We start from the raw sequence: 21,116 nt of genomic DNA on the forward strand, positions 1-21,116 counted from the left end.
GGTGCCGGTTCAGGGATTGTTCAGATCGCGTGCCGCGAACGTGTCGCAGGCCGCCACCTGTCCGGACTCGTAGCCCGCGGTGAACCACGCCTGTCGCTGCGCGGACGAACCGTGAGTCCAGCCCTCGGGGTTGACGCTGCCCGTAGATGCCTGCTGAATTCGGTCGTCGCCCACCGACGATGCCGCGGAGAGGGCGTCGTCGATGTCGGTGGTGGTCAGCGGCTCGAGGAACGGAACCCCGGTGTCCGGGTCGACGGTGTCGGCTGCGTAGTGCGCCCAGATTCCCGCGTAGCAGTCGGCCTGCAACTCCACTTTGACGCCACCGGACTCGGGTCCCTGCGGATCGGCCTGGGCGCGGCCGATGTCGCCCAGTTGGTTCTGCAGGTGGTGGCCGATCTCGTGCGCCACCACGTACTCCTGCGCCAACGGGCCGCCGCTGGAGCCGAACTGGTCGACGAGAACCTGAAAGAAGCTCGTATCGAAGTAGGCGGTGGAATCGGCCGGGCAGTAGAACGGCCCGACGGCGCTGGTGGCGTTGCCGCAGCCGGTGTTGGTTGCTCCCGAGAACAGATTCACGCCGGGTTGAACGTAAGCGACACCGGTCTGCGCTTGCAGCTGAGATTCCCAGACGGTGTCCAGACTCGATACCGTGAATCCGATTCGGCAGTCGATCTTGCTGTTCGCTTCCGCCTCTGTCTCGCAGCCCTCGAGGGTCCCCGAGGCACCGGAGTCGACCTGCCCTGCAGAGCTGTCGCCGCCACTGATCTGATTGAGAATCGAGCCGGGATCTCCGCCGAAGAGCAGTGCGATGACGATGATGATCAGGCCGCCTGCACCACCGCCGATGGCGAGTTTGCCACCGCGTCCGCCGCCACCGCTGCCGCCGACGGAGACTCGACCCCGCTCCATCCGCGAACCTTCTCTGAAGGTCATGCCCGAGTTCCTCTCCGCCGAGCTCCCACCCTGTGGCGAGAACACACATCGCTGCTGTCGGCCATAGCTTCGCACGCCGCGGCGCGATCTCGTTTCCTTCTACGGTCATGTGCTCCGTAGGATCGGTGAGCGAAGAACACGATCAGCGGATTTTTCTCGAAAGGACACCCGTGCTGCGCACCCACCTCGCCGGCTCATTACGCCCCGAGCACGTCGACCGAACCGTGACGCTGACGGGATGGGTGGCCCGCCGACGCGATCACGGCGGCGTCATCTTCATCGATCTGCGCGACGCGTCCGGTGTGTCCCAGGTCGTCTTCCGCGAGGGAGCAGCACTCGAGCAGGCGCACCGCCTGCGCGCCGAATACGTCGTGAAGGTGACCGGCAAGGTCGAAGGCCGCCCCGAGGGTAACGCCAACTACGAGATCCCGACCGGCGCGATCGAGGTAGAGGCCTCCGAGATCGAGGTTCTGTCCGAGGCCGCACCGCTGCCGTTCCAGCTCGACGACCAGCCGGGTGAAGAAGCGCGTCTGAAGTACCGCTACCTCGATCTGCGTCGTGAGGGCCCCGGGCGTGCCATTCGCCTGCGCTCGCACGTCAACGCCGCGGCCCGATCGGTGCTCGCGCATCACGAGTTCGTCGAGGTCGAGACTCCGACGCTCACGCGATCCACCCCCGAGGGTGCCCGCGACTTCCTGGTGCCGGCGAGGTTGCAGCCGGGTAGCTTCTACGCTCTGCCGCAGAGTCCGCAGCTGTTCAAGCAGCTGCTCATGGTCGGCGGCATCGAGCGGTACTACCAGATTGCTCGGTGCTACCGAGACGAGGATTTCCGCGCCGACCGTCAGCCGGAGTTCACGCAGCTCGACGTCGAGATGAGCTTCGTCACCCAGGACGACGTGATCCTGCTGGCCGAGGAGATCCTGGCCTCGCTGTGGAAGCTCGTCGGCCACCACTTCACGGCTCCGATTCCACGGATCACCTACGCCGAGGCGATGCGTCGCTACGGTTCGGACAAGCCCGACCTCCGCTTCGACATCGAACTGGTCGAATGCACGGACTTCTTCTCCGACACCACGTTCCGAGTGTTCCAGGCCCCGTACGTCGGCGCGGTCGTCATGCCCGGTGGCGCGAGCCAGCCCCGAAAGCAGCTCGACCGGTGGCAGGAATTCGCCAAGCAGCGAGGCCACAAGGGCCTCGCGTACGTTCTCGTCGGTGAGGACGGCACGCTGGGCGGCCCGGTTGCCAAGAATCTGACCGACGCCGAGCGCGACGGCCTCGCAGCACACGTCGGTGCGAACAACGGCGATGCGATCTTCTTCTCCGCGGGCCCGATCAAGGCATCACGTGGATTGCTCGGTGCCGTGCGCGGCGAGATCGCTCGCAAGCTCGACCTGATCGACCCGAAGGCATGGGCGTTCGTGTGGGTCGTCGACGCTCCGTTGTTCGAGCCCACGTCCGACGCCACCGCCAGTGGCGACGTGGCCGTCGGGTCAGGTGCGTGGACTGCAGTGCACCACGCCTTCACGTCGCCCAAGCCGGAGTCGATGGACACGTTCGACACCGACCCCGGATCTGCTCTGGCCTACGCCTACGACATCGTCTGCAACGGCAACGAGATCGGCGGTGGCAGTATTCGTATCCACCGCAAGGACATTCAGGAACGGGTGTTCGCGATCATGGGTATCGGCAAGGAAGAAGCTCAGGAGAAGTTCGGCTTCCTCCTCGATGCCTTCTCCTACGGCGCACCGCCGCACGGCGGCATCGCGTTCGGCTGGGATCGCATCACTGCGCTGCTCGCCGGAGTCGATTCCATCCGTGAGGTCATCGCGTTCCCCAAGTCCGGAGGCGGCATCGACCCGTTGACCGACGCACCCGCACCGATCACGCCGCAGCAGCGTAAGGAATCGGGCGTCGACTTCAAGCCGGAGAAGAAGGAAGAATCGGCCGACGCGTAAGAGCTCCGAATACGAATGTCCCCGTAGCGCCCGCGCCACGGGGACATTCGTCTGTTCGAGAGTAGTTCGGGAGCAGTCGGGTCAGCGTGCGGGGGACAGCGGACCGCCGGTCAGGACGCGGTACGCGTAGTTGGTGGCGATCACCGAAATCGGAATGGTGAAGAGCAAACCGAGGCCACACAGCAGAGCACCGACGATGTTGATCGCGGCCAACAGCAGGAGGAGCAGCAGCAGCGGGCCGAAGTTCTTGACGGTCAGGTCGACACTGGACTTGATGGATTCGATCGCCGACTGGTTCCGATCGATCAGGAACGTCAGGGCGAAGTTGGCCAGGAAGCCGATCACGATCAGAAGGACCGTTCCGAGGAACGGGATGAAACTGAACACCACGCTGACGACGGTCCAGATCAACGCCAGGATGGCGATCTGCCCGACGTTGGTGAGTTGAAAGAACCGCCCGAAAGACGGCTTCTCGGGTGCACCGGTCTCGTCCAAAGCTCCGCGAACATAGGCGGCGTTGACGAAATACGACGCGAACGTGGCGATGGCCGTCATGACGATGGCCACCCCGGATGTCGTGGTCGTGAAGGTCGTGTCGCCGGCGTCGGCGGCTGCCATTGCTGCGCTGAACGTCGAGACGAAGATCACGGCGAGTCCGATAGCGCTGACGGCCCAGACGATGGCGGTGATGCCCAGCCACGGGCCGACGTTGGCCTTGAACTTCGCGAACCCGTAGCTCAGCGCCGCGCCTGCGTCCAGACGACCGGGATTGGGACCCAGGGGCGTGTGCCCGTACCCCTGGTTGCCGTAATTTCCGTAATTGCCGGGAGGCGGTGGGTACGCCCCGGGAGGCGGTGGGTACGCCCCGGGAGGCGGCGGATAGTCGCCGGGTGCGCCGCCCTGCGGTGGAAAGTTTCCGGGCGGGGGTGGGTAGCCACCGGGAGGCGGGTAACCACCCTGCTGTGGGTAACCACCCTGCGGCGGGTAGTTGCCCTGCGGTGGGTAGTTGTCCGGAGATGGGTAGCCGCCGGGAGGCGGGTAGTTTCCGGACGGGGGCTGGTACCGACCACCAGGAGGCGGTGGGGTGTTTCCCGTGTTCGGCGGGGGAGTGTTCGGCGTTTCGGGGCGGTCGGGATCGGATCCCTCGCCGGGCCGCGGTTCGTCGGTCGAGTTGTCGCTCACGTCGTTCTCCTGGTCTGTGGTCGGGACGAGTGGGGTGCTCTGGGGCACCGAGGCCCGGGAACACCCGAACGCAGACGAGCGGGCCTCCAGGAATTTCGGAGGTCCGCTCGTGCGTAGACGGGTTGTTACGAGATGCTGATGACCTGGGTTCCGCCGGCGATCTCGTCGTGCTTGCCCTGCTTCGTCGGGCTCGAGTTGATGGTCACCGCAATGACGATGTACGCCACGATCACCAGGAAACTGCCGAGCAACGGCACGATGTTCAGCAGCATGAATGCGTTGCGCTTGGCTGCCTCGGCCTGCGTGGGCAGTCCACCCGTTGCACCGAGGGTGCGCAATCCGAGGGCCTGTTTGCCCAGGGTCTGGCCGCGGGAGGACTCGAGCAGTGTGAAGTACGCGAAGCCGAGAAGCGCCGCCGCGAGGCCGAACAAGAATGATCCGAAGAACCCGCTCGGGAGAATCACGTACAGGATGATCTGCACGACAGCGAGAATCAGCCCATCCACGAAGCGGGCCGCGAACCGTGATCCGAGGCTGCCTGGCTGCGCGCCGCCGGGCAACTGCGAGCCCATTCCGAATGCCGCGTTGCCACCCACGGGCGGCGGTGGGTAGTTGCCGGGCGGTGGGTAGTTGCCGGGTGGTGGGTAGTTGCCGGGTGGTGGGTAGTTGCCGGGTGGCGGGTAACCGGACGCCGGATTCGTGGGGTACTGGGGTTGGTTCGGATCCGAGCCGTACTGCGGTCCGTTGGGTGGATTGTCGCTCACGAATTTCCCTTTGGTTGCAAAGTGTGGCGTGCGTCGAACGAATACTCGATTCTCGCTGAGCGAACCGCACCACGAAGAGGGTGTCAAGCAGTACACACCCGCCCTGTCAGTACATTTCGGACACGATTTCTCGCCGAGCGCACCGGGCCCGGTCCTACTAGGGTTGGGTGTTCTACCCATACCGGGACTATCACGAGGGGCTCGCCGTGGGCATCAAGGTTGCACTCGAACACCGCACCAGCTACAAATTCGACCGCACCGTCAAGATCTTTCCGCACGAAATTCGGCTGCGACCGGCACCGCATTCGCGTACACCGATCGAGGCGTACTCGCTGAAGATCGAACCGGCGGAGCATTTCGTCAACTGGCAGCAGGACGTGTTCGGAAACTTCCTCGCTCGGGTGGTTTTCCCCGAGCGAACCGACCATCTGTCGATCACCGTCGGACTCGTCGCGGACATGGCGTCGATCAATCCCCTCGACTTCTTCGTCGAGGAATGGGCCGAGCACTTCGGGTTCGCGTACGAAGAGCACGACCTTCCCGACCTCGAGCCGTACCTGCGCCCGGTGGACGAGGGCAAGGCCGGATCCGGACCCGGCCCGGTGGTCTCGGCCTGGGTGGAGAAGCTGCAGGCGGCCGTCGTCGAGCGCGGAGAATCGTTGCGCACCATCGATTTTCTCGTGATGGCAAACCAGGCCGTCATGGGGGACGTCGGGTACTCCGTGCGCATGGAACCCGGAGTGCAGACCCCTGATCTGACCCTGACGTCCGCCGTCGGGTCGTGCCGCGACTCGGCATGGTTGCTGGTGTCGGTACTGCGTCAGATGGGTCTGGCGGCGCGCTTCGTTTCGGGTTACCTGGTGCAGTTGTCCTCCGACGTCAAGTCGTTGGACGGCCCGTCCGGGCCGGTGGAGGACTTCACCGATCTCCACGCCTGGACCGAGGTCTATCTCCCCGGTGCGGGCTGGGTCGGGATGGATCCGACGTCGGGCCTGTTCGCCGGCGAAGGCCACATCCCTCTGTCGGCGACGCCGCACCCGTCGACTGCCGCCGCCATCTCCGGTGCGACGAGCAAGTGCAAGGCCGAACTCGACTTCTCGAACACCGTCGTGCGCGTCCACGAGGATCCGCGAACGACCTTGCCCTACACCGCCGAGCAGTGGGAGTCGATCAAGGCGACAGCCGAGAAGATCGACAAGCGGATGCTCGATCAGGACATTCGTTTGACCGTCGGCGGCGAGCCCACGTTCGTGGCGATCGAGAATCAGGAAGCGCCCGAGTGGAACACCACGGCCGATGGCCCACACAAGCGCAAGCTGGCCAGTGTGCTCGCCGAACGGCTTCGCACCATCTACGCACCGGACGGTCTGGTGCAGCGCAGTCAGGGCAAGTGGTACCCAGGTGAACCGCTGCCGCGGTGGCAGGTGGGACTGTTCTGGCGCACCGACGGTCAAGCCCTGTGGCACGACTCCGACCTGATCGCCGATCCCTGGTTGGCGGAAGATCTGCGCCCGGAGCCGGTGGACAACTCGGCGTCGCAGGAACTGATCGACGAGTTGGTCAAGGCGCTCGGACTGCCTGCCTCACAAGCGCGTCCCGCCTACGAGGACCCGTTGGTGAAACTGTTGGATCTTGTTCGCCAGCCCTACGGTGACCCGCCCGCCGACGACGAGGATCTCGAACCGGGAGCCGATTCCGCGGACGCCAGAAAACGACTGCTCGAACGGCTCGATGCCAGCACCGACGAGCCTGCGGCCTTCGTGCTGCCCATCTCCCGTACCGATGACGGGTCCGGCTGGGAGAGCTCGGACTGGAAGTTGCGCCGTGGCCGAATAGTGTTGTTGGAAGGCGATTCTCCCGCGGGTCTGCGGCTGCCACTACGAGCGATCTCCTGGGACGGCGGACCCGTCGAGAACCCGGCGGACCCCACCGCTCCCAAGGCGGATCTGCCCACACCGCAGCTGACCCAGCAACCGCCGCGTGCGGTGAATCCGGCCGAGTCGCGGTACGCGCAGTTGGTGAACGAGACGTCCGGGGTGGGCGGCACCGCCGTCACCGCGCTGGTCGCCGAGGTCCGTGACGGCGTCCTGCACGTGTTCATGCCGCCGATGGATCGGTTGGACGACTTCGTCGACCTCGTTTCACGCGTCGAGCAGGCGGCGTCGACCATCAGCACGCCCGTCGTGATCGAGGGCTACGGTCCGCCGTCCGATCCGCGCATCCAAACCCTGACCGTCACACCGGATCCCGGTGTGATCGAGGTCAACGTGCAACCCACCTCCTCGTGGGCCGAACAGAACGAGCTGATGGAGCGTCTCTACCTCGAGGCGCGTCAGTCCCGTTTGAGCACAGAGGGATTCGACAACGACGGCACCACTCGTGGAACGGGCGGTGGAAACCACATCACCCTCGGCGGCGTGACGCCGGTGGATTCACCCGTTCTGCGTCGACCGGACCTGCTGGTCTCGCTGCTGACTCACTGGCAGCGGCACCCGTCGCTGTCGTACCTGTTCTCGGGCCGCTTCATCGGCACCACGTCGCAGGCTCCTCGCGCCGACGAGGGCCGCGAGGAATCGCTCTACGAGCTCGAGGTCGCGTTCAGCGAGATCGAGCGACTGACCGGGGCCGACCGATCGGCGTCGCCCTGGGTCGTCGACCGAGCGCTGCGGCACCTGCTCACCGACATCACCGGCAACACCCACCGCGCCGAGTTCTGCATCGACAAGCTCTACAGTCCCGACTCCACTCGCGGACGATTGGGACTGCTCGAACTGCGCGGGTTCGAGATGCCGCCGCACCATCAGATGGCGATGGTGCAGTCACTGCTCGTGCGATCGATGGTCTCGCGGTTCTGGGACACCCCGCTGAAAGCACCTCTCATCCGGCACGGTGCCAACCTGCACGGTCGGTACATGTTGCCGCACTTCGTCATCAACGATATCGGTCGTGTCGTAGAGGACCTCCGTGAGCACGGCATCGATTTCGACACCAGTTGGCTCGATCCGTTCACCGAATTCCGTTTCCCCCGAATCGGTACCACCGTGGTCGGGGACGCCGAGATCGAATTGCGTGGCGCGATCGAGCCATGGAACACCCTCGGCGAGGAGTCGACGTCCTCGGGCACCGCGCGGTACGTGGACTCTTCGGTGGAACGAATCCAGGTTCAGGTCGCCGGAGCCGACGCGGGCCGATACATGGTGACGTGCAACGGGGTGCCGGTGCCGATGTTGCGCACCGAGCGTCAGGACGTGCAGGTCGCCGGCGTGCGTTACCGCGCTTGGCAGCCGCCGAGTGCACTGCACCCGACGATCGAGGTGCAGAGTCCACTGCGTTTCGATCTGGTGGAAATGCAGACCGGACGCGCGGTCGGTGGGTGCTCGTACCACGTCGTGCACCCGGGCGGTCGCTCGTACGAGGGGCCTCCCGTCAACTCGGTGGAAGCCGAAGCACGCCGCAACGGCCGCTTCGAGGAGGGCGGGTTCACCTCGGGCAAGGTGGACGTAGCAAGATTGTTCGAGATGCACGCTCGCCAAGCGATCGATGTGTCCGCGCCCGGCATGCTCGACCTGCGCCGGACCGGAGTCATCACGTCCTGACGCGCGACTGCACAGGAGAACGAGTCGACCGGTAGCGATCGCGGTCCGACGCGTATCGGGTGGTTCCGCAGGCAGCGGAGTCGCCCGGCGGCGGAGTGTGATCGACCGACGGAAGGAACAACGGCTCGATGGTGCCCGTGGATACCACCCTGAGTGGAGCCGGCAGGAACGATGATGTTTCGAGTGGAGCCGGCAGGAACGACGATGTTTCGAGTGGAGCCGGCAGGAACGAAGAAGTGTCGACCGGAGCCGGGTTGCCGTGGCTCGCGTATCGCGGTCGGCGCGAGGCCGTGAGCGGTCGCGTCGATCGGTTCGACGAGATGCTCGACGCCGACGACGCCGTGCGTCCGCATTGGGCGGAGTTGGTCGACGGGATGCGTGAGGCCGGCCCGGGTGCCATGCAGACGTTGCAGTCGCGGGTGAGCCGTCTGGTCGACGACCACGGCATCACGTACAACCCGATTCCGTCGGGTGGCAGCGAGGCGGTGCCCAGTGCTGTTCGGTGGGGGTTGGACAGTGTTCCGTTGGTTGTCGCGGCCGACGAGTGGGATCGTCTGGAAGCAGGTTTGGTTCAGCGGTCGATGCTGCTCGACGCGGTGCTCACCGACATCTACGGTGCCCAGGAAACCGTTCGTCGGGGGTTGATTCCGCCGGAGTTGGTCTTCGGCAACCCGGGCTATCTGCGGACGGCGCACGCGATCACCATTCCGGGGCCGCATCAGCTGTTCATGCACGCCGCCGATGTCGCCCGAGGTTCCGACGGCGAATTCCGAGTCATCGCCGACCGCACGCAGGCACCGTCGGGAGTGGGCTACGCGCTCGCCGATCGGCGAGTGATGTCGCGCGCGATGCCCGAGTTGTTCCAGGCCAGCAATCCCAGGCCGCTCTCGACGTTCGCTCGCGCAGTGCGATTGGCGCTTCGCGACGCGGCTCCCGCATCGGCCGAGAACCCGGTCGTGGTGGTGCTCAGTCCCGGTTCGCATTCCGAGACGGCATTCGATCAGGCTTATCTGGCAACGGTTCTCGGCTTTCCTCTCGTGGAGAATGCCGATCTCGTCGTCCGCGACGGTTGTCTGTGGATGCGGTCGCTGGGCAAGTTGCGTCGGGTGGATGTGGTGCTGCGCCGAGTCGACGCCGAGTTCGCCGACCCACTCGATCTACGCCCGGATTCGCACCTGGGTGTCGTCGGTCTGGTCGAGGTGCTGCGGCGCGGCGCCGTGAGCGTGGTGAACACCCTCGGTAGCGGTGTGCTCGAGAACCCGGCTCTGCTTCCGTTGCTTCCGGCGTTGAGCCGTGCCCTGTTGGACGAGGATCTGATTCTCGGTTCGGTGCAGACGTACTGGGGCGGTGATCCGAACCAGCTCTCGCACATCGGAAATCGGCTGCGTTCGCTGGTGCTGCGGTCGACCACCTCGCGTCGCACGGTGGTGGGGCACGATCTCACCGATGTCGCAGCCAGGGAGCTGTGGAATCGAATCGTCGCCGAGCCGTGGAAGTGGACCGGGCAGGAAGTCCCCGAGTTCTCGTTGGCTCCGGTCGGTTCGTCGATCGACGGCGGATCGGGTTCCCAGTTGTCGGTGGCCCCAGCGCAAGTGGGGATGCGGCTGTTCACGGTTGCGCAGCGCGGCGGGTACACACCGATGCGCGGCGGTCTGGGGCAGGTGGTGCTCACCGCACCGGTCACCGATCCGCTCATCACGGTGGCGTCGAAGGACGTGTGGGTCAAGTCGGTGGAACGGGTCACCCCGGCCGACTCGGCACCGCACACTCCGCCCGCCACGGTGGAGGAGTTGCCGCAGTACGCCGCGTCCAACGTCGATGTCGTCAGCTCTCCACGTGTACTCGGCGACCTGTTCTGGTTCGGCCGCTACAGCGAGCGTGCCGAGGACATGACTCGATTGCTCATCGCTGCGCGCGAACGCAATCAGGACTACCGCTCGATGCCGTGGCTCGAAGGCAGCGAAAGTCTGCCGATTCTGCTCGAAGCGGTCACGAAGGTCTCGCGCACCTGGCCGGGATTCCTCGACGAGAAGAACCGCGGCGACGCGATCGTGGAGATGCGCTCGCTGATGCTCTCGACGGGACGTATGGGTTCGCTGGCGCAATCGGTGGATCGGATGCAGCAGGCGGCGCGCGCGGTCCGCGACCAGCTCTCGAACGACACCTGGGCGGTTCTGAACCGCATCGACACCGCGCTCGAGGAGCTGGCCGAGTCGCCGGTTCACAACGGCGCACAACTGGCGTCGTCGCAGTCGAGTGTGCTGCGTGGTCTGCTCGCGCTGGCCGGCTTGGCGTCGGAATCGATGGTGCGAGACGCGGGCTGGTATCTGATGGACGCCGGCAAACGGATCGAGCGTGGTCTTCAGTTGACTGCGCTGCTTTCGGCCACGCTCAGCCACGCTCTCACGCCGTCCACCGAACAGGCGGTCATCGACTCGGTGCTGTCCGCGGCGGAGTCCTCGGTGATCTACCGCAGACGTAACAGTGGGCGCGCGCGTCCGGCAGCCGTCGCGCAGTTGCTGTTGTTCGACGAGGGCAACCCGCGGGCCTTGGTCTACCAGCTCGATCGGCTTCGAGACGACCTGGGTTCGTTGCCCGACGCCTCGGGTACGTCGCGGCCCGAGCAGCTCGTCGAGCAGATGCGGGTGCGATTGCGGCGGGTCGACCCGGGTGATCTGGAATCGGTCGACGCGAACGGCCGACGGGTGGAGTTGATCGAGCTGGTGGACGGCATCCACGACTCACTCGAGGAATTGTCTCGCGTCGTCCTCGCCACGCACATGTCGTTGCCCGGTGGCACCCAGCCGCTGTGGGGTAGCTCGAACATCCGAACTGCGAACGGGGTGCGGTGATGAGTCGTCGGTACCGAATCAAGCACATCACCACCTACACGTATTCCGACCGCGTGACCTCGTCCTACGGGCGGGGATTCCTCGCGCCGCGGGACATGGACGGGCAGCACTGCGTGGAGAAGTCGGTCACGGTGGAGCCGGCCCCCACGGACCAGTCCTTCGGAGTGGATGTCTACGGCAACGAAGACGTGTACTTCCATGTGACGAACGATCACGAGAAGTTGGTCGTCACGGCAGATTCGCTCGTCGAGGTGTATCCGCGCCCGGTGGACGAGACCACGTCGTGGCCGGCGACGGCATCCTGGGAGTCCGCTCGGATGGCGCTGTTCGGTGCGAACGTGCCTGCGGATGCGGCCCGTGCATCGGCTGTGGAGTTCGCTCTGGATCTGCCGACCCCGGAGATCACCGACGAGGTACGCGCCTACGCTGCACCCAGCTTCTGGCCCGGTCGACCGCTGGCGGACGTCATCGTCGATCTGACACATCGGATCTTCACCGATTTTCGCTATCTTTCCGGTTCGACGACGGTCTCGACCACCGTTGTCGATGTCCTCGCCGCGCGATCAGGGGTGTGTCAGGACTTCGCTCGCCTTGCCATCGCGTGCTTGCGGTCCCAGGGTCTGGCGGCCCGGTACGTGTCGGGATACCTCGCCACCGAACCTCCGCCCGGCAAGGAGCGGATGATCGGTGTCGACGCGACCCACGCGTGGGCAGCGGTGTGGATGCCGAACGATCGCTGGCTCGCCTTCGATCCCACCAACGATCAGCTGGTCGACGAGCGGTACGCGACCGTGGCGTGGGGACGCGACTACGCCGACGTACCTCCATTGCGAGGGGTGATCTACACCGAGGCGGAGGAGAGCACCATCGCCGTATCGGTGGACGTTGCACCGCAGTAGCGAACCCTGCATAATTCGGTGGCCCGGGGGTAACCGACCATCTGGTCGAATCTGCGAATGCAACGTGCGAAAAGCCGCAAAACGGACAATCGTTTCTCATTCGTAGCCACCGAGACGGCACAGCAGAACACACCGAACGGGTAGCTTGGACATCGATGACCGCAACACTGGCAGACCCTGTATCAGAGGTAGTAGCAGCAGCCCAGCGACTCCTCACCAAACGCACCGGAGCTCCGGTGACGTTGATCGACCCGGTGAATCTGGGGGGTAGCGGCCAAGCGATCGTGTTGCGAGTCCGAGTCTCCGAGAACCCGTTTCAGCTGCCCCGCACCCTGGTGATCAAGCAGGTTCGCGACCTGCCCGACGAATCGGAACTGCACGCCGAGCTCGCCGACATCTCCGGTTCCAGTGCCTTCCTTCGCGAGGCGGCGTCGTACCAGTTCGCCAACGCTCTGGCCACGGACAGCAGGCCGGGACCCGAGCTGCACGCCTACGATCTCGATGCGCGGCTGCTGGTTCTCAGCGATCTCGGCGACGCCAGTCCCATCACCACTCTGCTGCGCAACTCGGACGAAGCCGCGGTGACCAACTCGTTGATGGCCATGGCTCAGGCGCTCGGCCGCATGCACGCCGCCACCGTCGGCCGCGAGGACGACTTCGCGGCTCTCCTGCGCCGGGTGGGGCAACCCGACTCGACCGACGGGATCTCCGCCCAGATACCCGATGCGCTCGCCGAGGTTCCCGGCCTGCTGACCGATCTCCTCGGCGTCGGAACGACTCCGGATGCGATTCTCGATCGCGTCTCTCGCAGCGGGCGGTTGTTCGCGCACGGAGCCTTCCGTGCCTTCAGCCCGTCCGACCTGTGCCCCGACAACATCATCGTCAACGACGAAGGTGTGCGGTTCCTCGACTACGAGTGGGGCGGATTCCGTGACGCCACCCTCGACATCACCTATGCGCTGGCGTCGTTCCCCGGTTGCCTGTGCAGCTTCGAGCTCTCGCACGATCGCGAGCAGGCCATGATCGACGCGTGGCGCTCGGAAGTGGTGGGAATCTGGCCCGCGTTGGCCGACGACACGACGCTGGCGAGCAAGATCCTCGACGCGCGTCTGATCTGGGTATGGCTCAGCACCTACTGGTTCCTGCCCGACGATCACACCCGCATCGCAGCGGCGCGTGCTCACCATCTGTCGGTTCCGCGGTCGCAGGCGCTGATGTCGCGGTGGGCGGTCCTGGCAGACAGTGCTGCGCGCGTCGGCGAGACCGGTATCGCCGAGTACGCGACGTCGGTCGAAACCGCGCTGCGCACGAAGTGGGAGCGCTGAGGAAGACGTCGTTCGCGTATCCGGCGGTCGGATCGGTAGCGTTCGACCGGTGAGCGGCGGTTTCGGAAGTGACATCTCGGGCGGGGACATCTCGGGAAGCGACGAGTTCGGCGACGACGGACTCTTCGACACGCCTGCGGCACCGGAGGCCACGGTCGCCGAGTCCCGTCCGACGTCCACCTACATCAGGCCCGACGCCCCGCTGGCGGTGCGCATGCGTCCGACGAGCCTCGACGAGGTGGTGGGGCAGTCTCATCTGTTGGCTCCCGGGGCACCGCTGCGCCGGCTCGTCGAGGGCTCCGGCGCATCCTCGGTGATGCTCTACGGTCCACCGGGAACCGGCAAGACGACGCTGGCGTCGTTGATCTCGGGCGCGACCGGACGCAAGTTCGAGGCGCTGTCGGCCCTGTCGGCCGGAGTCAAGGAAGTACGCAACGTCATCGAACTGGCGCGACGCCGACTGCTCTCGGGGGAGCAGACGGTGCTGTTCATCGACGAGGTGCACCGCTTCTCCAAGACGCAGCAGGATGCATTGCTGGCAGCCGTCGAGAATCGCATCGTGTTGTTGGTCGCTGCGACCACCGAGAACCCGTCGTTCTCGGTGGTCTCTCCGCTGCTGTCCCGATCGTTGGTTCTGCAGTTGCAGCCGCTGGGATCCGAGGACATCGAGTTGTTGCTCACTCGCGCCGCGAACGATCCGCGCGGACTCGACGGTGCGGTGACCATCGCCGAGGACGCGATGGATCATCTGGTGCGTCTCGCGGCCGGTGACGCCCGACGAGCGTTGACGGCCCTCGAGGCGGCGGCAGGTGCCGCGACCGACGGAACGCTCGACCTCGCGACGGTCGAGGCCAGTGTCGACAAGGCTGCCGTGCGCTACGACCGCGACGGCGATCAGCACTACGACGTCATCAGTGCATTCATCAAATCCATCAGAGGGTCCGACGTCGACGCCGCCCTGCACTATCTGGCGCGGATGATCACGGCAGGCGAGGATGCGCGGTTCATCGCGCGACGCCTCGTGGTCCACGCCAGCGAGGACATCGGGATGGCCGACCCCACGGCTTTGCAGACGGCGACGGCCGCTGCCAACGCCGTGCAGATGATCGGGATGCCCGAGGCGCGGTTGGCGCTGGCGCAGGCGACGATCCACCTGGCGACTGCGCCCAAGTCCGGTGCCGTGATCGGCGCACTCGGTGCGGCCATGGCCGACGTCGCGGCAGGCAAGTCCGGATCGGTGCCGCCGCATCTGCGCGACGGCCACTACAAGGGAGCGCAAGGGCTGGGAAGCGCCGTCGGGTATCGGTACCCGCACAGCAGTCCTGGCGGCGTACTGGGGCAGCAGTATCCGCCGGACGAACTGGTGGGCGTGAACTATTACGAGCCCACCGAACACGGTGCCGAGCGCGAAATCGCGACCAGGGTGGGGAAACTGCGGCGCATCATCCGAGGCCGATAGGCCCTCGAGTCGGCACAGGGTCTCGGACGCTAACCTGTATCAGTGCAGACCCATGAGATCCGCAGGCGTTTCCTCGACCATTTCGTGAAGGCGGGGCACACCGAAGTACCCAGTGCGTCGTTGATCCTCGACGACCCGAACCTGCTGTTCGTCAACGCGGGCATGGTTCCCTTCGTGCCGTTCTTCCTCGGTCAGCAGACGCCGCCGTACAAGACGGCGACGAGTGTCCAGAAGTGCGTGCGCACCCTCGACATCGAGAACGTCGGTATCACCACCCGCCACAACACGTTCTTCCAGATGGCCGGCAACTTCTCGTTCGGTGACTACTTCAAGCGCGACGCGATTCGGCACGCCTGGTCACTGCTGACCGACAGCGTGGAGGACGGTGGGTACGGGTTCGACCCCGAGCGCATCTGGGCCACTGCATATCTCGACGACGACGAGGCGATCGAACTCTGGAAGGAGATCGCAGGCCTGCCCGACGAGCGGATTCAGCGTCGAGGAATGGCCGACAACTACTGGTCCATGGGCATTCCCGGCCCCTGCGGCCCGTGCTCGGAGATCTACTACGACCGTGGACCCGAGTTCGGTGCCGAGGGTGGTCCCGAGGCCGACGAGGATCGGTACATCGAGATCTGGAACCTGGTGTTCATGCAGAACGAACGCGGCAAGGGAATCAGCAAGGACGACTTCGAGATCCTCGGTCCGCTGCCGAAGCAGAACATCGACACCGGTATGGGCGTCGAGCGCGTCGCCTTCCTGCTGCAGGGCGTGGACAACGTCTACGAGACCGATCTCGTCCGGCCGGTGATCGCCAAGGCCGAGGAGCTCTCGGGACGCGCCTACGGTGCCAACCACGACGACGACGTGCGCTTCCGCGTCATCGCCGATCACGCCCGCACCGCCGCGCTGCTGATCTCCGACGGCGTCAACCCCGGTAACGACGGGCGAGGCTACGTACTGCGCCGACTGCTGCGCCGCATCGTGCGATCGGCACGCCTGCTCGGTGCCCCGGACGAGACGATGGCGCAGTTCGTCACCGTCGTGCGCGACACGATGGCCGAGTCCTACCCGAACCTCGTCACCGACTTCGATCGCATCCTCACCGTCGCAGTGGGGGAGGAGACGGCGTTTCTCAAGACCCTCACCTCGGGTTCGCGGCTGTTCGAGGGTGCCGCCGAGGCGGTCAAGGCGTCGGGCGCGAAGAAGATCGGCGGCGCAGAAGCATTCGCGCTGCACGACACCTACGGGTTCCCGATCGATCTGACACTCGAGATGGCCGCCGAGGCAGGCCTGTCTGTCGACGAGGACGGATTCCGGTCGCTGATGGCCGAGCAGCGCACCCGGGCCAAGGACGACGCCCGCGCCCGCAAGCACGCACACGCAGACCTGACGGTCTACAAGGATTTCGTCGACGGTTCGCCGACCGAGTTCACCGGATTCGACGAACTCGGCTCCGAGGCAACGGTATTGGCCTTGATCAAGAACGGTGTTCGCGTTCCGACCGCGGTTGCGGGCGAGAGCATCGAGATCATCCTCGACCGCAGCCCGCTCTACGCCGAGTCAGGTGGTCAGATCGCCGACATCGGCACCATCACCGCACCGGGCCTCGGCGTCAAGGTCAACGATGTGCAGAAGATCGCCAAGAAGGTCTGGACGCACAAGTCCGTGGTCGAGTCGGGTCAGATCACCGAAGGCGACACCGTGCACGTCGACGTCGACCACGCGTGGCGCAAGGGTGCCACTCAGGGCCACTCGGGTACCCACATGGTGCACGCGGCGCTGCGACAGGTCCTCGGGCCCAACGCGACCCAGGCCGGATCGCTCAACAAGCCCGGCTACCTGCGCTTCGATTTCTCGTGGCAGGGCGCGCTCTCGGAGGCGCAGCGCGACGACATCGAGAATGTCGCCAACGATGCGGTCGGTTCGGACTTCGCGGTCAACACCATGGTCACCGACCTCGACAGTGCCAAGAAGATGGGCGCGATGGCCCTGTTCGGCGAGAACTACGGCGACGAAGTGCGCGTCGTCGAGATCGGCGGACCGTTCTCGATGGAACTGTGCGGTGGTACGCACGTGCAGCACTCGTCGCAGATCGGCCCGGTCACCATTCTCGGTGAATCATCGGTCGGCTCGGGAGTGCGCCGAGTCGAAGCATTCGTCGGCCTCGATTCCTACCGCTATCTCGCCAAGGAACGCGCGCTGCTGGCCGGCATCGCGTCCTCGCTGAAGGTGCCGTCCGAGGAGGTCCCGGCTCGCATCGAGACCCTCGTCGAGCGTCTGCGTGTCGCGGAGAAGGAACTCGACGCGGTCAAGGCCGCTGCCGTGCTGGCCTCGGCGGGCGAGTTCGTCGGAAAGGCCGAGCGGTTCGGCGACCTGCGGGCGGTGATCGCGCAGGCACCCGACGGTGTCGGCGGCAACGACCTGCGCACCCTGGTGACCGATATCCGAGGCCGGCTGGGCGCGGATCCGGCCGTGGTGGTGCTGTTCGGCACCGTGAACGGCAAGGTCCCGTTCGTGGTCTCGACCAACAAGGCAGCTCAGGATGCGGGCATCGCGGCAGGCGATCTCGTGGCGGCCTTCGGTCCGAGCATCGGTGGCCGAGGCGGCGGCAAGCCCGAGCTGGCACAGGGGTCGGGATCGGACGTCGCCGGAATCGCAGCCGGTATCGACGCCGCCCGGGCTCGACTGACCGAACTCACGCACTGACGATCGTGGTAGCTCAGGGGCGCGGCCCCGATCGGCCGGGCGTCGACGATCCCGGTCGCGGCCGTCGTATCGGCATCGACGTCGGTAGTGTCCGCATCGGCATCGCCTCGAGCGATCCCGACGGCGTGCTCGCCACGCCGGTCGAAACCGTGCCGCGATCGAAGATCAAGGGTCCCGACGCGCCGGACGTGGTGCGTGTGGCGGAGATCGTCGCCGAATACGAAGCCGTCGAGATCGTGATCGGGCTGCCTCGGACGCTGCGCGGAGAGCGCGGCAGTGCGGTCGACGCAGCCGAGAGATTCGGCCGTTCCCTGCACCGGCGGTTGGGTGATGTGCCGATTCGGATGGCCGACGAGCGACTGACTACCGTGAGTGCTTCGCGCGCGCTACGGGACAGTGGAGTGCGAGCCAAGAACCAACGATCGGTGATCGATCAGGCTGCGGCGGTGGCGATACTGCAGGGCTGGCTCGACGAGCGCCGTGCCGTATCGGAACGTGCAGCGAACAATTCAGGATCGACGGAGGTCGACGAGTGAACTACGAAGGGTCCGATCGGGACCGGCGAGATGCGCGCTCGGACGAGGCGCACACCGACCCGATCGGCTATCGCGTGGACGAGGGCAGTGAGTTCCACCGCAGCATGCAGGGCCATCCGCAGCGTCAGGAGCCGCACCCTCGGGCCTCTCGCAACGCAGACCGGGAGCCCGGTCACGAGGCCGAGCGCGCAGCGGTGCCACAGGAGGTCGGTCGCAGCCGCGCCGCGACCCGCAAGGACCGAGCTGCGTCCAGCCGTAAGCGTCGCGGCCGGCTGGTGGCTCTGGTGCTCGGGCTCGTTCTGATCGTGGCAGTGGCGGGCGGAGGGTATTTCGCGGTGAACAAATTCGGCAATCGCACGACACCGAACGCCGATTTCACCGCAGGTTCGCCGGGTGACGGTGTGGTGATTCAGGTTCATCCCAACGACACCGCGCAACAGATCGGTACCCAGGCAGCGGACAAGGGTGTGGTGGCCAGCTCGGGGGCGTTCCTCGAAGCAGCGCTTCTGAACAACGCCATCACCTCGGTTCAACCCGGCTTCTATCTGCTCACCAGCAACGTGCCTGCCTCGCAGGCCGTGGGTCAACTCGTCGACCCCGCATCCCGAGTGGGCAACATGGTGATCTCGGAGGGCCGCCAGCTGCACGACGCGCGCGACGTGAACACCGGTGCCGTGAAGAAGGGCATCTACACCCTGATCTCCGAGGCCAGCTGCGTGGACCGAACCGGTAGTGGAACCCCCACGTGCGTGAGCTACGACGACCTCAACGTGGCAGGCGCTGTGGACGACCCGGCTGCCCTGGGCGTTCCCGACTGGGCCACCGATCGCGTCGAGGGAGTCCCGGACCGCGATCGGCAGCTCGAAGGCCTGATCGCCGCGGGAACCTGGGACTTCGACCCCAGCGCGACTCCGACCGACATTCTGAAGCAGTTGGTGTCCGAGAGTGCGACCCGCTACGAGGACACCGGAATCCTCACCGCGGGCACCAACTCCGGGCTGACTCCGTACGACACCCTCGTCGCCGCGTCGCTCGTCGAGCGTGAGTCGCTGCCGCAGGACTTCAGCAAGGTGGCCCGGGTGATCCTCAATCGCCTCGCCGTGCCGCAGAAGCTCGAGTTCGATTCGACGGTCAACTACTCGCTCGATACGACCGAGGTGGCCACCACCGACGCCGACCGCGCCCGCGTCACCCCGTGGAACACCTATGCCAGCGAGGGGCTGCCGGCAACCCCGATCTCCTCGCCGAGTATCGGGGCGGTGCAGGCGGTCGAGATGCCTGCCGACGGTGACTGGCTGTACTTCGTGACCATCAACCAGGCGGGCGAAACCCTGTTCACCCGCAGCTACGAGGAACACCTGGCGAACATCACCAAGGTCGAGGGCGGCTTCCTCGACAGCGGCCGCTGACGTGCGCGCCGCCGTTCTGGGTAGCCCTGTCGAACACTCGAAGTCGCCGGTGCTGCACTGTGCTGCGTACCGCGCGCTCGGCCTCGCCGACTGGACCTACGAGCGCATCGACTGCACCGGCGAGCAGTTGCCCGGCCTGCTCGACGGTTTCGGTCCGGAATGGGTCGGCGTGTCGGTCACCATGCCGGGCAAGGTTGCGGCTCTGGCGTACGCGACCGAGCGGACCGCCCGGGCAGTGCTGGCCGGCTCGGCGAACACCCTGGTGCGCACTGCGTCGGGTTGGCGCGCCGACTGCACGGACGTCGACGGAATCGTGGGTGCTCTGCGTGACGCCGGAGTCGAGGACCTGTCCGGTCGCACCGTGACGGTGGTCGGCGCAGGAGGAACGTCGAGGCCGGCGATCGTCGCGCTGGCCGGACTCGGCGCGACTGCGGTCACCGTCGTCGCGCGGTCGGCCGATCGCGCCCGGGACACACTGGACTGCGCCGTCGCCGCGGGGATGCGCGCAGAGTTCGCAGAGATGACCGACCCACGTCTTGCCACCGTCGCAGCGGAGTCCGCTGTGCTGGTCAGCACCGTCCCCGCGGCCGGAGCGGCGGATATCGCGTCGGATCTCGCCCATGCGCCCCTGGTCCTCGACGCCATCTACGATCCGTGGCCGACGCCCCTGGCAACTGCCGTGGACGCTGCCGGTGGAACCGTCATCAGCGGATTGTCGATGCTGCTCAATCAGGCGTACGGGCAGGTGGAACAGTTCACCGGCAGGCCGGCGCCGCGAGCGATCATGCGGGACGCGCTGTTCACCGTGTTGTGAGTTCGAGCCGGCGGTAGTCCACAGGCACCGAGTTGTGCACAGGGCAATGTCCCACCTGGGCTTTCGCCGCAACCGGTCGCCGCCTCGGTGCAACCCTTCGATCGTGACGATTGTGTGTGGTGCGGTCGTGGTCGGTGCCGTTGCCGGGCTGACGATGCGCCGGTGCCTGATCCGATGGAATCCTCGGCTCCTGCCGCTGCTGTCTGCGATCGGCACCGGATGGGTCTGGTGGCGGTTCGGCGGTACCGAGTACGCGGTTCCGTTGTGCGCGACGACCTGGTGGTTCGCCGCACTCAGCGCGGTCGACCTGCAGCGACGCCGGTTGCCGAACGCCCTGACCGTCCCCGGGGCGATTCTCGTGACGGTCGCGCTCGTGCTCACCGGTTCCGCGAAGGCGCTGCTGGGCGGCGCTCTGCTGTTCGCGATCTACCTGGTCGTTCACCTTCTCGCGCCCGCGGCGTTCGGCGCGGGCGACGTCAAACTCGCCTGGTCGGTCGGATCGATCGCGTGCGTCGGCGGCGGGGGAGGATGGGCGATCGCCGCGCTGTCGGCACCGGTGGCAACTGCCGTGGTGGGGACGATCGCCGCGGCGTTCGGGCACGGGCGAGCCCGCATCCCGCACGGCCCGTCCATGTGCGCGGCCACCCTGCTGGCATCCGCGGCGTCCCTGGCGTGAAAAGATG

The 21,116-nt window shown here is 66.1% G+C and carries 14 protein-coding genes; 11 read left to right on the forward strand and 3 right to left on the reverse strand.

Annotated elements, in window-relative coordinates; genetic code table 11:
• Positions 1-9: 9 nt before the first annotated feature.
• Positions 10-933, reverse strand: coding sequence for a neutral zinc metallopeptidase (locus ABZ677_RS14365; protein WP_358370375.1), 924 nt, complete (start codon positions 931-933; stop codon positions 10-12).
• A 170-nt stretch (positions 934-1,103) separates the two neighbouring features.
• On the opposite strand from ABZ677_RS14365, the gene aspS reads away from it, so the two are divergent.
• The gene (aspS, locus tag ABZ677_RS14370; RefSeq protein WP_358370614.1) at positions 1,104-2,888 is read left to right on the forward strand and encodes an aspartate--tRNA ligase; all 1,785 of its coding nucleotides are present in this window, start codon (positions 1,104-1,106) and stop codon (positions 2,886-2,888) included.
• An 81-nt stretch (positions 2,889-2,969) separates the two neighbouring features.
• On the opposite strand, the gene ABZ677_RS14375 is transcribed toward aspS, so the two are convergent.
• A complete protein-coding gene (locus tag ABZ677_RS14375; protein ID WP_358370378.1) occupies positions 2,970-4,070 on the reverse strand; it encodes a hypothetical protein in 1,101 nt (366 codons plus the stop codon).
• A gap of 125 nt (positions 4,071-4,195) precedes the next feature.
• Positions 4,196-4,834, reverse strand: coding sequence for an RDD family protein (locus ABZ677_RS14380; RefSeq protein WP_358370381.1), 639 nt, complete (start codon positions 4,832-4,834; stop codon positions 4,196-4,198).
• 206 nt (positions 4,835-5,040) lie between these two features.
• On the opposite strand from ABZ677_RS14380, the gene ABZ677_RS14385 reads away from it, so the two are divergent.
• The 10 genes from ABZ677_RS14385 (at position 5,041) to ABZ677_RS14430 (ending at position 21,109) form a co-directional block, all read left to right on the forward strand.
• Positions 5,041-8,430 carry a transglutaminase family protein gene (locus ABZ677_RS14385; RefSeq protein WP_358370617.1) on the forward strand — a complete coding sequence of 1,130 codons (3,390 nt, stop codon included), beginning with the start codon at positions 5,041-5,043 and terminating at the stop codon, positions 8,428-8,430.
• A gap of 236 nt (positions 8,431-8,666) precedes the next feature.
• Positions 8,667-11,282 (forward strand): circularly permuted type 2 ATP-grasp protein, encoded by a 2,616-nt coding sequence (locus ABZ677_RS14390; protein WP_252342147.1) that lies wholly within the window; start codon positions 8,667-8,669, stop codon positions 11,280-11,282.
• Positions 11,282-12,181, forward strand: a complete 900-nt coding sequence (locus tag ABZ677_RS14395) for a transglutaminase family protein (RefSeq protein WP_358370384.1) — start codon at positions 11,282-11,284, stop codon at positions 12,179-12,181. Before ABZ677_RS14390 ends, ABZ677_RS14395 begins: the two co-directional genes overlap by 1 nt.
• A 155-nt stretch (positions 12,182-12,336) precedes the next feature.
• Positions 12,337-13,506 (forward strand): kinase, encoded by a 1,170-nt coding sequence (locus ABZ677_RS14400; protein ID WP_358370387.1) that lies wholly within the window; start codon positions 12,337-12,339, stop codon positions 13,504-13,506.
• Positions 13,507-13,555: 49 nt separating this feature from the next.
• Positions 13,556-14,965 carry a replication-associated recombination protein A gene (locus tag ABZ677_RS14405; protein ID WP_358370389.1) on the forward strand — a complete coding sequence of 470 codons (1,410 nt, stop codon included), beginning with the start codon at positions 13,556-13,558 and terminating at the stop codon, positions 14,963-14,965.
• A gap of 42 nt (positions 14,966-15,007) precedes the next feature.
• Positions 15,008-17,674 carry an alanine--tRNA ligase gene (gene alaS / locus ABZ677_RS14410; protein WP_094634348.1) on the forward strand — a complete coding sequence of 889 codons (2,667 nt, stop codon included), beginning with the start codon at positions 15,008-15,010 and terminating at the stop codon, positions 17,672-17,674.
• 5 nt (positions 17,675-17,679) lie between these two features.
• On the forward strand, positions 17,680-18,210 hold the full coding sequence (gene ruvX, locus ABZ677_RS14415; protein ID WP_358370392.1) for a Holliday junction resolvase RuvX: 531 nt from the start codon (positions 17,680-17,682) through the stop codon (positions 18,208-18,210).
• The gene (locus tag ABZ677_RS14420) at positions 18,207-19,619 is read left to right on the forward strand and encodes an endolytic transglycosylase MltG (protein WP_037189408.1); all 1,413 of its coding nucleotides are present in this window, start codon (positions 18,207-18,209) and stop codon (positions 19,617-19,619) included. Before ruvX ends, ABZ677_RS14420 begins: the two co-directional genes overlap by 4 nt.
• A gap of 1 nt (position 19,620) precedes the next feature.
• On the forward strand, positions 19,621-20,433 hold the full coding sequence (locus ABZ677_RS14425; RefSeq protein ID WP_037189406.1) for a shikimate dehydrogenase: 813 nt from the start codon (positions 19,621-19,623) through the stop codon (positions 20,431-20,433).
• Positions 20,434-20,536: 103 nt separating this feature from the next.
• Positions 20,537-21,109: an A24 family peptidase gene (locus tag ABZ677_RS14430; RefSeq protein WP_358370396.1), complete on the forward strand. Its 573-nt coding sequence runs from the start codon at positions 20,537-20,539 to the stop codon at positions 21,107-21,109.
• The last annotated feature ends 7 nt before the right edge of the window (positions 21,110-21,116 follow it).

The organism is Rhodococcus sp. NPDC006774, from assembly GCF_040636045.1.
GTDB lineage: Bacteria > Actinomycetota > Actinomycetes > Mycobacteriales > Mycobacteriaceae > Rhodococcoides.